We start from the raw sequence: 13,907 nt of genomic DNA, 5'->3' as shown, positions 1-13,907 counted from the left end.
ATCTTTTTCATGCAAAAACAAGAACATATTTTCGTATTTCGTACTAAAGTTGGAGGAATATCTTCTCGTTCTATGCTATAATGCTAGAATACGAAAAGCGAAAAAGAGGATAGGGTGGGGAATTTGGCAAATCAAACAAAGAAAAAACCGTCTCGCTCAAAAAAAGCGACGCGAAAAAAGAAGCAAACAGCAAAATCTTACTCCTTTGAGATAAGTGGCGTTATTTTAGCTGGACTTAGCATGATCGGCTTATTTCAGCTCGGCTTTATTGGCCGATTAGTCTATGCGCTAGGCGAATTCATTGCCGGTGAATTAGCTATCATTCTTCTCACAGGATTAGCCATTTTAGGCATTTATTTTGTTTTTAAAGGGAAGTTCCCAAATCTGTTCACGAAACGTTTAAACGGCTGTTATCTTATTTTCATCGGCCTATTAACATTTTTTGAGATGTGGTACGTCACGCATGTGCTCGCAGATGGAGCCACCGTATTTGGCTCGATGTGGAAACTTTTGAGTCAGAACATATGGCATCCGAGTCAGATTGACCAAGTCGGCGGAGGAATTATCGGATCAGGGATTGTAGCCATTACATATTTTTTAGTGGATCGCATTGGCACGAACATCATCGCCACAATTTTGGTATTATATGGTTTATCTTTACTAACAGGCATCCCACTAAAAACCGCGTTTACAAAAATCGCAACTTTCCTTCACGGCGTATTCGACAAACTAAATCAGTTCTTTGAGGACCGCAAAAATCGCAAACCAAAACCAAAAAAAGTGACGAAACCTAAACCGAAGCAAAAACCGGTCATAGAAGCAGAGCCAATTCTTGACGTTGTAGAAGAAAAAGTCGAGCCAAAATTACCACCGATCATCTCCAATTTCCAGAAAAAACAAGAAGTAGAGAAGAAAGCGGCGGAATTGAAACCAGACGAAGAGGTAGCACCAATTACTTTTCAGCAAGAATCATTTGAAAATGAAATTTATCAATTACCGCCAATCGATTTATTAACACCAGCAGAACCGACCGATCAAAGCGAAGAGTACGACCAAATTAAAGCGAACGCACAGAAGCTGGAATCGACGTTCGAAAGTTTTGGCGTCAAAGCCAAAATAACACAGGTGCATCTAGGTCCCGCGGTAACAAAATATGAAGTCCAGCCATCTGTCGGCGTGAAAGTAAGCAAAATTGTCGGACTAAGCGATGATATTGCCCTCGCGCTCGCCGCAAAAGATATCCGAATCGAAGCACCGATTCCAGGTAAATCAGCCATCGGTATCGAAGTAGCGAATCAAACAGTAGCCATGGTCGCATTGCGTGAAGTGTTGGAAAACAACCCGAGCGACCGCCCAGATGAGAAATTACAGATTGCTTTAGGGCGCGATATTTCGGGAGACGCCATTGTAGCCAATCTCGATAAAATGCCCCATTTACTCGTTGCAGGCGCTACAGGAAGCGGGAAATCAGTATGTATCAATGGCATCATTACCAGCATATTACTACGCGCCAAGCCACATGAAGTGAAAATGATGATGATCGATCCAAAAATGGTTGAATTAAATGTGTACAACGGCATTCCGCATTTGCTCGCGCCGGTTGTCACCAATCCTAAAAAAGCCGCACAAGCCCTCCAAAAAGTAGTTTCAGAAATGGAGCGGCGTTACGATTTATTTTCACATACAGGAACACGAAACATGGCCGGTTACAACGCACATGTCCGTCAACATAATGAGCAAAACGAAGCCAAGCAAGCCGAATTACCGTTTATCGTCGTCATTGTCGATGAGTTGGCAGACTTAATGATGGTTGCGTCCAACGATGTGGAAGATGCGATTACACGTTTGGCACAGATGGCGCGTGCAGCAGGTATTCACTTAATCATCGCAACACAACGTCCATCTGTTGACGTCATTACCGGCGTTATCAAAGCAAACATTCCATCACGAATCGCGTTTGCCGTATCAAGTTCCATTGACTCCCGTACGATTTTAGACATGGGAGGTGCGGAAAAACTGCTTGGACGCGGGGATATGCTATTCCTTCCTGTCGGCGCTAGCAAGCCTGTACGGATTCAGGGCGCGTTTTTGTCAGATCAAGAAGTAGAAGATATCGTATCTTTCGTCGTTGCCCAACAAAAAGCGCAGTATAACGAAGATATGATTCCTGATGAAGTTCCAGATGTTGCAGTAGAAGCAGAAGACGAACTCTATAACGAAGCCGTAGAACTGGTGCGCGAAATGCAAACCGCGTCAGTCTCCATGCTACAACGTAAATTCAGAATCGGCTATAACCGCGCAGCCCGCATCATTGATGAGATGGAACAACGCGGTGTTGTCGGTCCGCATGAAGGCAGTAAGCCACGCCGTGTGAACATTGGGGATATGCCAGAATACGAAGAATAATTTCTAAAATAAAAGACGCAGGACGAAAATGGTCCTGCGCCTCTTTATTGTTTTAGAATAATTCTTTCAGTTGTTCTTTTATCTCGGCATGATGATCGTCGTATTTCGCTTCTGTACGCTGTAGTAATTCATCGAAAAAAGCAGGTAGCTTGTCTTCACTTAACGCAACGCCTTCCGCTGTAATTCCACCTTTTGTCGCCACGCGTTTAATCAATGAATCAAACGTATAGCCTTGTTCCGCCAACAATTTAGAAGTCCCAGCTAAAGAATTACTAATCATTTGGAAAACTTCTGGCTCCGTCAAACTCGACTTGCGAACAGCCGCTTGTACGAACTGCTCAAAGATAGCGGCGATAAATCCAGGAGAGGAGCTCGTCAAATCGCTCGCCAAATCAATATTTTCTTCCGCAACCTCTTGCACTGTACTAAACGTTCCTAATGCACTATTCAGCCACGCTTGGTTGTCAGCAGAAACGGCCATATCATGATTCACTAAACTCGTTCCAATACCGACCGATGTTGTCAAAGAAGGGATTAGCTTACTATACTGCGCATTCGTTGTCACTTGTTTTAAATCCTCAACAGAAACACCCGCTGCAATCGAAATCACATGTTTTTCATTAGAAAGAGCTGCTTTATTCTCCAGCAAAACTGGCAATACGCCAAGCGGTAACACACAAACAAAGGTATGCGCCGCCTGCTCAAAAACTTCCAAGCTCGTCTTCGCAATCGTAATTTCCGGGAATAGATCATGAATTTCCTGTAATTTCGCATTTTCCGAACGCGTATAAATAATCAAATCTTTAGGTGCCACTTCTGCGTGTGCTAAAAACTGACGCGTCAATAAATCCGCCATACTACCGTAACCAATAAATCCAACTTTCACGCTAATCATCTCGTCTCTACTAAGAATTATGCTCCTTTTTTCCAAGCATATACCTATTATGCAAATCTTTGGTGACAGTTGCAAGCCTTTTATCCTTTGAAAAGAAATACTATTCAGAATATATTTGGAATACTTACTTTGAGCTTCGATATTTATTTATTTGAAATTCCATGGTATATTAAAGAGAGTTAGAGTATCCGTTTTCAAGGAACGCCGTTAGATTCAGCAAAAGGGGAACTTAAACCATACATATTTTCTAATCGTTCGTACTTGGGATGCTAATAACTACTATTTTATCTCTCGGGAGGGGTTTTAAGGTGAAAAAGCGTACATTTGCTTTAGCACTATCCATGATATTGGCAACAGGCGTTGTGCTTGGTGCATGTGGATCATCAGATGACAGCAAGAAGAGTAGTGGCGACAAGGATAATTTTACTGTAGCAATGGTAACAGATACTGGTGGGGTAGATGACCGTTCATTTAACCAATCAGCATGGGAAGGTTTACAAAAATTTGGTAAAGCTAATGGCCTTGAAAAAGGAACGAATGGCTATAACTACTTGCAATCCGCATCAGAAGCCGATTTCAAAACAAACCTAAACACAGCCGTTCGTAATAATTTCAGTCTTATCTATGGTATTGGCTACAAACTAAAAGACGCTATTGAAGATGTCTCTAAACAACAACCAAAAAACAAATTTGCGCTTGTTGATGACACGATTACAGATCGCGACAATGTTGTAAGTATCGGATTTGCGGACCAAGACGGTTCATTCCTAGTTGGTGTTGTTGCTGGTTTAACGACAAAAACTAACAAAGTCGGATTCGTTGGCGGCGTTAAAGGTGCCGTTATCGATCGTTTTGAAGCTGGATTCACAGAAGGCGTTAAAGCCGTGAACCCGAAAGCAGAAGTAAAAGTACAATACGCGAACGATTTCGCAAAAGCAGACAAAGGACAACAAATTGCAGCTGGTATGTATAACGGTGGCGTAGATATCATTTTCCACGCAGCTGGTGCAACAGGTAACGGTGTGTTCGCGGAAGCTAAAAACTTGAAGAAAAAAGATCCAGCTCGTGCTGTATGGGTAATCGGTGTTGACCGTGACCAATGGGACGAAGGTGCTGTCACAGCAAATGACGGCAAAGAATATAACGTGACGCTAACATCTGAAATCAAACGCGTAGATATCGCAGTTGACGATTTAGCAACACGCACAAAAGCAGGCGACTTCCCAGGTGGCGAGAAGATTGAATACGGCCTTGACAAAAATGCTGTAGGTCTTTCTCCAAGCCAAGATAACCTATCAAAAGAAGTACTTGCTAAAGTAGACGAGTACAAACAAAAAATCATCGATGGTGACATTAAAGTTCCAGAAAAACCTTGATACGTAACTCGATGGATAAAAGCCGGTCTCGAACCGGCTTTTATTAATAATTAGGCACGGTTTTTATTTTTCGTTCGTATTGTAAGCGTTTCAACCTATAAAGCGATGGATTATATTCTCTAATCCTAGGTCAAAAAGCATATTTTTATAAAATATCGGCTATTTTGACGCTTTTTTGTAAAAAAGGAATTGCAATGTTTCGCATTTAGAAATAGAATAAGGTGATGACTTTTTTGGAAGACTACATATTTCGCTTTATTCACGAAAAAGAGTGACCTTTTTTACATACGATTCTCCGTCTTGTAAAACGGTTTACATCAAAAAAGAAATCAATCCATTCACGTAAAAAAGTGGATATTAGCTATTATAAAGGGAGTGAGACAGTGGATTATGTTATTGAAATGTTAGGGATCAGAAAGGAATTTTCTGGGTTTGTAGCAAACGATAACATTACCTTACAGCTAAAGCGTGGCGAAATTCACGCGCTGCTAGGTGAGAATGGTGCTGGGAAATCAACACTGATGAATGTTTTGTTCGGACTTTATGAACCAGATGGTGGCGAAATTCGTGTCAATGGAAACGTGGAGGCAATTAACAGCCCCAACAAAGCCAATGACCTCGGAATCGGCATGGTGCATCAACATTTTATGCTTGTCGATAAATTTACTGTAGCCGAAAATATTATTCTAGGAAAAGAGCCAAGCAAGTTTGGTGTTATCGAAAAGAAGAAAGCCATCGAAGAAATCCGAGCTATCTCAGATCGTTACGGCTTGAAAGTAGATCCAAATGCTAAAATAAGTGATATCTCGATTGGTATGCAACAACGTGTTGAAATATTAAAAACGTTATATCGTGGGGCGGATATTCTGATTTTTGATGAGCCGACCGCTGTTTTGACACCGCAAGAAATTAAAGAACTTATCTCGATTATGCGTACGCTTATCAAGGAGGGTAAGTCGATTATTCTGATCACACATAAACTAAAAGAAATCATGGATGTCTGTGATCGCGTCACTGTTATTCGCCGTGGTAAAGGAATGGGGACTGTCAATGTTCCTGAAACGAGTCCGCAAGCGCTGGCAAATCTGATGGTTGGTCGTGAAGTCGTCTTTACAACCGAGAAAACGCCCGCTACTCCCGGTCAAGATGTGCTTGAAGTGAAAGATCTTGTCGTGAAAGAAAGTCGTGGCGTGGAAAGCGTCCGCGGTCTAAATCTCACGGTGCGCGCCGGCGAAATCGTTGGTATTGCAGGGGTAGACGGCAACGGTCAAAGTGAACTTATCCAAGCTATTTCTGGACTAACGAAAACAACAAGTGGCTCAATTCTACTAAAAGGCGAACATATCGAAAACAAGAAACCGCGTCGTATCACGGAATCAGGCCTCGGTCACATTCCAGAAGATCGTCATAAACATGGTCTTGTTCTAGAAATGTCACTCGGTGAAAATATCGCCTTACAAACCTATTACAAAAAACCAATTTCAAGCAAAGGCTTCCTCAACCATAAAGAAATGTATGACTTCGCTCGCAAGCTTATCGAGGAATACGACGTTCGAACAAGTAGCGAATACGTTGCGGCTAAAGCACTTTCCGGTGGGAATCAACAAAAAGCGATTATCGCCCGTGAAATTAGTCGAGATCCTGATTTTCTCATTGCAGCACAACCAACACGTGGACTTGACGTTGGAGCGATTGAATTTATTCATAGACGCCTTATCGAGCAACGTGATGAAGGAAAAGCTATTTTACTAATGTCCTTTGAGCTTGACGAAATCATGAATGTAAGTGATCGCATTGCCGTTATTTATGAAGGTAAAATCGTAGCTATCGTGAAACCTGAAGAAACGACAGAGCAAGAACTCGGTCTTCTTATGGCTGGATCAGCAAAAGCGGAAACGGGGGAGAAAACACATGTCTAAGAAAATACAAGCCCTTGTCATCCCGATTACAGCTGTTATTCTCGGTTTGCTATTCGGTGCCCTTATCATGTTATTATTCGGATATAATCCAATCGACGCTTACATTGCGCTTTTCCAAGGTGCGTTCGGCGATTCCTTCTACCTCGGAGAAACGATCCGTCAAGCAACGCCTTACATCTTAGTTGGTCTATCGATTGCCGTCGCTTTCAAAGCTGGACTGTTCAATATCGGTGCGGAAGGTCAACTTTTAATGGGGTGGATCGGTGCCGTTGCAGTAGGTTTAACATTTGACGGCTTAGATAAATGGATTCACTTACCGCTTGCTCTTTTGGCAGGTATCATCTGTGGTGCTTTCTGGGCGTTCATTCCAGGGATTCTAAAAGCCACGCTAAAAGTGAATGAAGTTATCGTAACGATTATGTTAAACTATACGGCGCTTTATATTTTCAACTATATCGTGCAAAATGTCCTTACAAAACAAATGGACAAAACAAAAGAAGTTCCTGCATCCGCTTCACTTCAATCACCGTTTTTACAAGAAATGACACAATACTCGTCACTTCACTGGGGAATCTTGATTGCGGTTGGTTGCGCACTTATCATGTGGCTAGTAATCAATAAAACAACATTTGGTTATGAACTGAAATCAGTCGGGTTCAACCAAAATGCCTCTAAATATGCTGGGATGAGCGTCGCGAAAACAATTGTCATCTCGATGATTATCGCAGGTGGACTCGCTGGACTTGCGGGCGCGATGGAAGGCCTTGGAAACTACGGGACAGCTTATGTCTTACCAACATCTCCTGGTACTGGATTTGACGGTATTGCCGTTGCTTTACTCGGCGGTAACTCACCAATTGGTATTATCTTCTCCGCCATTCTATTCGGAGCGCTAAAAGTAGGATCGCTAAACATGCCTGCTGTCGCTGGAGTTCCAAATGAGCTAGTAAACGTGGTTATCGCGCTTATTATCTTCTTCGTTGCATCCAGTTATATTATCCGCTGGGCAATGGATAAATTTGCGAAGGGGGCGAAAACAAAATGATTTCGACTTTAGCGATTATTGTCTCTAGTACATTATTGATGGCTGGACCACTCATTTTCACAGCGCTCGGTGGCGTTTTCTCGGAACGAGGCGGTGTTGTCAATATCGGTCTCGAAGGTATGATGATTATGGGTGCCTTTTCATCGATCGTCTTTAACTTAACGTTTGCCGATGTTTTCGGCGACTGGACGCCATGGGTTGCACTTTTAGCAGGGATGTTTGTCGGCGGTGTTTTCTCGCTCGTACATGCCGTTGCAACAATTAATTTCCGTGCTGATCACGTTATCAGTGGTGTCGCGATTAACTTTTTAGCACTCGGTATTTCCTTGTTCCTTGTCAAAGTTATTTACGATAAAGGACAAACCGATCAAATTAAGCATTACTTCGGAAAACCAGATATTCCAGTTCTAAAAGATATTCCAGTGATTGGCGATATTTTCTTCAAAAACGTCCCAGTCATGAGTTACGTCGCGATTGTAGTGGCGATTATATCCTGGTTCGTCATCTATAAAACAAGATTTGGCTTGCGTCTTCGCTCTGTTGGGGAACATCCACTAGCAGCAGACACAATGGGAATCAAAGTTCGTTGGATGAGATACCAAGGTGTCATCATTTCCGGTATTCTAGGCGGACTCGGTGGCGCGGTTTATGCCCAATCCTTTACGCTTGATTTCGGTCATGCGACGATTTCTGGGCAAGGTTATATGGCCTTAGCTGCGATGATTTTTGGTAAATGGAACCCGCTTGGTGCTATGGGAGCCGCGATTTTCTTCGGATTTGCGCAGTGTCTGAGCATCATCAGTGGACAACTGCCATTCTTCAGTGGCATTCCAGACGTCTACTTGCAAGTCGCGCCTTACGTCTTAACGATTCTTGCTCTTGTGGGTCTTATCGGTAAATCCGAAGCACCTAAAGCAGATGGCGTGAACTATATCAAAGGAAAATAACAAGTTGCACCCAATTTCGCCAGTATTCGCGAAATTGGGTGTTTTTCAGTCGATAGCATTTGTTTAGCGAGGAATAATAAGGTACAATAAACAGTGCTTAGCCAAATAAGGAGGGATTTTTTAATGACAACTCAAAAACAGGAATATAAAGAACAAGTTGGCGCCATTCAGTTAACGCTTATTCCTTCTGACAAATATAAATCCAATAAAATTGTATTTAAATTCAGAGCACCACTCGATCGTGCTACGACAACGAAGCGCGCATTAATCGCCGCGTTAATTGAGACAAATACGAAGAAATATCCGACACAAACGGCGTTCCGTAAAGAATTAGCGAGCTTGTATGGGGCTAATTTTTATGCATCCGTAGATAAAAAAGGAAACGAGCACATTATTACAGCTGTTCTTGACATGGTTGACGGACAATTCGTGCCTAACGGGGATACGTTACTTCAAGAGGCTTTCACGCTGCTTCAAGAGATTATTTTCAATCCTAATGTGACAGATGGTAGCTTCCATGATGCAACCGTTGCCCGTGAAAAAGAGAATTTGGCGCAACGCTTGGAAAGTGTGTACGATGATAAAATTCGGTATGCAAACAAACGCTTAACCGAGATCATGTTCGCCGATGAGAATTATAAATACGGCGCGGCTGGCGTATTGGAAGACATTCCGAATATCACAAGTGCCGATTTATATGATTATTATCAACAATTTTTAGCCGAAGATACAATTGATTTATTCATTTGTGGCGATGTGCAGAAAGAGGACGTTATTCCGCTTGTTAAAGGGCTCCCTTTTGCGAACCGGGAGTACCGTGATTTGGACGTTATAGCGCCGATTCACCCTCAAAGCGTCAACACCGTGAAAGAAAATCAACCGATCAATCAAGGAAAACTTGTCCTTGGATATCGCACGAATATTTTGTTTGGCGAAGATGCCTACGTGCCATTACAGCTTGCCAATGGTTTACTCGGCGGTTTTGCTAACTCGAAAATTTTTATTAACGTCCGCGAAAAAGCGAGTTTGGCGTATTACGCGAGTAGCCGAATCGACTCGTTCCACGGTTTCATGCTGATTTCTGCAGGTATCGATGAGAAGAATTATGATCAAGCGCTGACAATCATTAAAGAACAGGTCGCAGCGATGCAAGCCGGTGATTTTACGGAAGAAGAGCTATCTCAAACCAAAGCGATGCTGTCGAATCAACTGCTAGAAGCGAATGACCAGGCGCAAGGTCTGATTGAACTTGCCTATAATAATACTTTGAAAAAAGCTAATCTTGGCTTAACAAATTGGTTAAAACGTATTTCCGAGGTCACAAAAGAAGAAGTAGTTGCTGCCGCAGAATCGTTTGAACTCGACACGATCTATTTCCTAAGCAAAGGAGCCGATTCAAATGAATAAAAAAAGCTACGATCAATTAAAAGAAGCCGTTTATTATGAAACGCTAGATAATGGTTTGCAAGTATACGTTCTGCCAAAACACGGTTTTAGCAAGACTTTCGCGATTTTCACGACGAATTATGGTTCGATTGACAATGAATTCGTGCCACTAGGCCAAGAAGCATTCACCCGCGTTCCAGACGGCATCGCGCATTTCTTAGAACATAAACTTTTCGAAAAAGAAGATGGCGATGTGTTCTTCAAATTCGGTGAAAAAGGCGCCTTTACGAACGCTTTCACGTCATTCACACGGACGGCGTACCTATTCTCAAGCACATCGAATGTGGAAGAGAACCTAGAAACGCTTGTCGATTTCGTGCAAGAACCTTATTTTACAGAAGAAACCGTTGAAAAAGAAAAAGGCATTATCGGGCAAGAAATCCAGATGTACGATGATGACGCTGATTTCCGCGTTTATTTTGGAGCGATTGAAAACATGTACCATCACCATCCAGTGAAAATAGATATCGCAGGTACCGTCGAATCGATTGCAGAAATCGACAAAGACCTGCTATATCTTTGCTACAACACGTTCTACCATCCAAGTAACATGATTCTGTTCATCGTTGGTAACGTAGACCCCGAGCAAGCGATTGAGCAAGTTCGCAACAACCAAGCGAAAAAGACGTTCGCACCTGCAAAACCAGTGAAGCGCCATTTCCCAGAGGAACCGAAATCCGTTGCTGTTGCTAAAAAAACATTAAAATTCCCCGTTCAAATTGCGAAGAATCTCGTAGCAGTGAAAGAGGACATTGGGTTATTGCGCGGTAAAGAAGCCGTACAACACGAAATGACCGCCGATATCTTGCTGGAATTAATGTTTGGCACGACATCAGACGCCTATTTGGAATTATACGACCAAGGTATTATTGACGACACGTTCGGATTTGATTATAGTTTACAAGACAGCTTCTCATTTGTTCTCGTCGGTGGCGATGCAAAAGACCCAGATTTACAAGAACGCAAAATTAAAGAAACCTTCGAAAAAGCACTAGAAACCGGATTTAATGAAGCCGATTTGGAGTTATTAAAACGCAAAAAAATGGGCCAATTCCTGCGCTCATTGAATTCACCTGAATTTATCGCGAACCAATTCTCACAATATATTTTTGAAGAAGCATCTCTATTCGATATCTTACCTGCCATTGAAGCCGTTACGGTCGCGGATGTAGAAACCTTCTTGAAACGAATTTATGTGGCGGATCGCATCACGACGTTCCAAATTGTGCCGGAGTAAAGTCAGGTCGCTGAACTCCTGATAAACTGCTTCACATGATTTCCCACTAAACCTCCGCGCGGAGATTCTTTAAGATTTCTTTAACTTAGTAAAAAAAATGGTATTTTGGAGCGAGTCATGCTATGATGAAAGAAATGGATAGAAGGGAATAATCGGCTTTGAGAGAAGATACGAAATACGCGCTCATTACTGGTGCGAGTGGAGACATAGGAAGAGAAATCGCGATTGCACTTGCAAAACAAGGTTTTCACCTATATTTACACTATTATCGTAACGAGAAGGCGATTGCGCTGCTACAAGAAGAGTTAGTTCTTTTTGGTGTAGATGTTATCCCGATTCAAGCTGATTTTACTAATTCTGATGCTATATCACGGTTGCAAGATTCCGTTTTTCAATTAGATGTATTTGTTCATGCTGCTGGGAATAGCTATTACGGCTTATTTCAAGACATGCCCGATCAGGAAATAACGAATTTATGGGATATCCATGTTCATTTTCCGATGCAGTTATTACAGAAATGGATTCCGAAGTTGCAACGAAGTGACGCTGGACGAATTATTTTTATTAGTTCTATCTGGGGAGAAGTTGGGGCTGCGATGGAAGTGGCTTATTCGGCTGTAAAAGGGGCGCAGATTGCTTTTTGTAAAGCGCTAGCTCAAGAGATAGCCGCATCAGGCACGACTGTCAATGTAGTATCTCCAGGAATGGTAGATACAAAAATGAATCACCTTTTTGACGAGGAAGAGAAGACAGCGTTATTAACGGATATTCCAATGCACCGATTTGCAAAACCGAGTGAGGTTGGGGAAGTGGTCGCTTTTTTAGCAAGCGATCGCGCAAGTTATATGACTGGACAAACGATGCGTCTTGATGGTGGCTGGTTTATGAGGTAAGAAAAAGATTTTATGTAATGGTAGGTGTTTAAAATTGACCGAACTAGGTGAGAAACTCAAAAATGCAAGGCGAACAAAAGGTCTCAGTCTTGATGATCTACAACAAATAACAAAGATTCAAAAGCGCTATCTTGTCGCAATTGAAGAAGGCAACTATGCTGTAATGCCAGGTAAATTCTATGCACGCGCGTTCATTAAGCAGTATGCAGAGGCCGTTGATTTAAACAGCGAAGAACTCTTTCAAGAATTTGAAAATGAAGTTCCAGCTACGAGTCAAGAAGCCGTTGTAAACGAGCAAATAACACGTGCACAGCAACGTCGTGCCCCACTGGCCGCAAGCCAACCAGGCAACGATAACCCACATACAACACATTCCGTATTCGGACTCGTTCCAAAAATTCTGATTGCCCTATTCATCGTCGTTATCGGCTTCGTAATTTGGTATTTCGCCTTCTACAATGCTGGCGGATCAGGCAACGAAGTAAACAATACGAGCACTGGGGATTCCACAATCAAGGTAGATGATGGAACGAAGAGCGATTCCGACACCAAGAAAGATACCACAACGAAAAAAGAAGATACTAAAAAAGATACAACTACTGAGAAAAAAGACGAACCAAAGAAAACAGAGATCAAAACCGAAACGTCTGGAAATGCAACCACATACACTGTATCTAACGCGGACAAGCTTTCTGTGACATTCACCTTATCCGGTGGCGAAAGTTGGATTCAAGTAACTGACGACGCTGGTTCAAGTATCTTTGGCGGTATTATCGCAGACGGTGAGACGAAAACATTCGATTTGGCAAGCAGTAAATCTGCCAAAATAACAGTCGGAAATGCCACACCAGTAACAATGAAAATCAATGATCAAGCGGCGGAATTAGCGAAAGATTCCATTACGCAAAAATTAACGATTAATCTGGCTGAAAGTACAGATACTGGAACCACTTCCGATTCTTCTGATACTAGCACTAGTTCAGACAGTAACGCGGAATAACAGATTTTTTAGGACAGCGTGGCCGTAAATGCTTACTTATCTTGCATCAAGCATGAAAATAAGCATTTATTGCCACGCTGCGTTATTACATATCTTTAATTTAAGAGGGGATGAAAAAAGATGAATTTACCTAATAAAATAACGGTGGCCCGCATCATTTTGATACCAATTTTTGTTGTATTATGTGTGGCACCACTAGGTCTTGGAACTGTGACGTGGCTTGATTCCACCATTCCTGTATCCAACATCATAGCAGCTATTATTTTTATTGTAGCTGCATTAACAGACTGGTTTGACGGTCATTTGGCGCGAAAGTATAACTTAATCACCAACTTCGGAAAATTTGCCGATCCGTTAGCTGACAAATTGCTTGTCGCTGCAGCCTTTATCATTCTAGTAGAACAACATATTGCGCCATCTTGGGTTATCATTATTATTATCAGCCGCGAGTTTGCAGTAACTGGTTTGCGGTTACTCCTTGTGGAAGGTGGCGAGGTCATGGCAGCTGGACAACTAGGAAAAATCAAGACATTTACACAAATGATCGCCATTCCGCTATTACTACTTCACAACTGGCCATTCGAATGGACCGGTATTCGTATCGATCTTGTCTTCCTATATGTTTGTGCCTTCTTCACGGTTTGGTCAGGCTGGGATTATTTTTACAAAAACCGGAATATCTTCAAAGGTTCGATGTAATTTCAAAAAACGACTTATCGCTATTGGTAGGTCGTTTTTCTTGT

The 13,907-nt window shown here is 42.2% G+C and carries 11 protein-coding genes; 10 read left to right on the top strand and 1 reads right to left on the bottom strand.

The features are described 5' to 3' along the window. Window positions 1–123: 123 nt before the first annotated feature. A complete protein-coding gene (locus DUK53_RS01765) occupies window positions 124–2,406 on the top strand; it encodes a DNA translocase FtsK (RefSeq protein ID WP_036131460.1) in 2,283 nt (760 codons plus the stop codon). A 52-nt stretch (window positions 2,407–2,458) separates the two neighbouring features. Here DUK53_RS01765 and proG read toward each other — a convergent pair whose 3' ends face one another. Beyond that, entirely contained in the window at window positions 2,459–3,301 is an 843-nt protein-coding gene (gene proG / locus DUK53_RS01760) for a pyrroline-5-carboxylate reductase ProG (RefSeq protein WP_036094017.1), read from the bottom strand. A 308-nt stretch (window positions 3,302–3,609) separates the two neighbouring features. On the opposite strand from proG, the gene DUK53_RS01755 reads away from it, so the two are divergent. The 9 genes from DUK53_RS01755 (at window position 3,610) to pgsA (ending at window position 13,863) form a co-directional block, all read left to right on the top strand. Next, window positions 3,610–4,677, top strand: a complete 1,068-nt coding sequence (locus DUK53_RS01755) for a BMP family lipoprotein (RefSeq protein WP_036131155.1) — start codon at window positions 3,610–3,612, stop codon at window positions 4,675–4,677. Window positions 4,678–5,060: 383 nt separating this feature from the next. Continuing rightward, on the top strand, window positions 5,061–6,596 hold the full coding sequence (locus DUK53_RS01750) for an ABC transporter ATP-binding protein (RefSeq protein WP_036094021.1): 1,536 nt from the start codon (window positions 5,061–5,063) through the stop codon (window positions 6,594–6,596). Then, complete coding sequence (locus DUK53_RS01745) at window positions 6,589–7,641, top strand: ABC transporter permease (protein WP_036131158.1); 1,053 nt, start codon at window positions 6,589–6,591, stop codon at window positions 7,639–7,641. The genes DUK53_RS01750 and DUK53_RS01745 overlap by 8 nt, the downstream gene beginning before the upstream one ends. Next, window positions 7,638–8,588 (top strand): ABC transporter permease, encoded by a 951-nt coding sequence (locus DUK53_RS01740; protein WP_036094025.1) that lies wholly within the window; start codon window positions 7,638–7,640, stop codon window positions 8,586–8,588. Before DUK53_RS01745 ends, DUK53_RS01740 begins: the two co-directional genes overlap by 4 nt. 123 nt (window positions 8,589–8,711) lie before the next feature. Continuing rightward, window positions 8,712–9,995, top strand: a complete 1,284-nt coding sequence (gene yfmF / locus DUK53_RS01735) for an EF-P 5-aminopentanol modification-associated protein YfmF (RefSeq protein WP_036131161.1) — start codon at window positions 8,712–8,714, stop codon at window positions 9,993–9,995. After that, on the top strand, window positions 9,988–11,271 hold the full coding sequence (gene yfmH, locus DUK53_RS01730) for an EF-P 5-aminopentanol modification-associated protein YfmH (RefSeq protein ID WP_124892540.1): 1,284 nt from the start codon (window positions 9,988–9,990) through the stop codon (window positions 11,269–11,271). Before yfmF ends, yfmH begins: the two co-directional genes overlap by 8 nt. Before the next feature lie 158 nt (window positions 11,272–11,429). Further along, window positions 11,430–12,164, top strand: a complete 735-nt coding sequence (gene ymfI, locus DUK53_RS01725; protein WP_036131166.1) for an elongation factor P 5-aminopentanone reductase — start codon at window positions 11,430–11,432, stop codon at window positions 12,162–12,164. A 34-nt stretch (window positions 12,165–12,198) separates the two neighbouring features. Next, window positions 12,199–13,164, top strand: a complete 966-nt coding sequence (locus DUK53_RS01720) for a helix-turn-helix domain-containing protein (protein WP_036131169.1) — start codon at window positions 12,199–12,201, stop codon at window positions 13,162–13,164. Between the two features lie 120 nt (window positions 13,165–13,284). Beyond that, window positions 13,285–13,863, top strand: a complete 579-nt coding sequence (gene pgsA / locus DUK53_RS01715; protein ID WP_036094033.1) for a CDP-diacylglycerol--glycerol-3-phosphate 3-phosphatidyltransferase — start codon at window positions 13,285–13,287, stop codon at window positions 13,861–13,863. Window positions 13,864–13,907: the final 44 nt, after the last annotated feature.

The organism is Listeria sp. SHR_NRA_18, assembly GCF_003856515.1.
Classification (GTDB): Bacteria; Bacillota; Bacilli; order Lactobacillales; family Listeriaceae; genus Listeria_A; species Listeria_A newyorkensis.
This window is presented reverse-complemented; position numbering and strand designations above follow the sequence as displayed.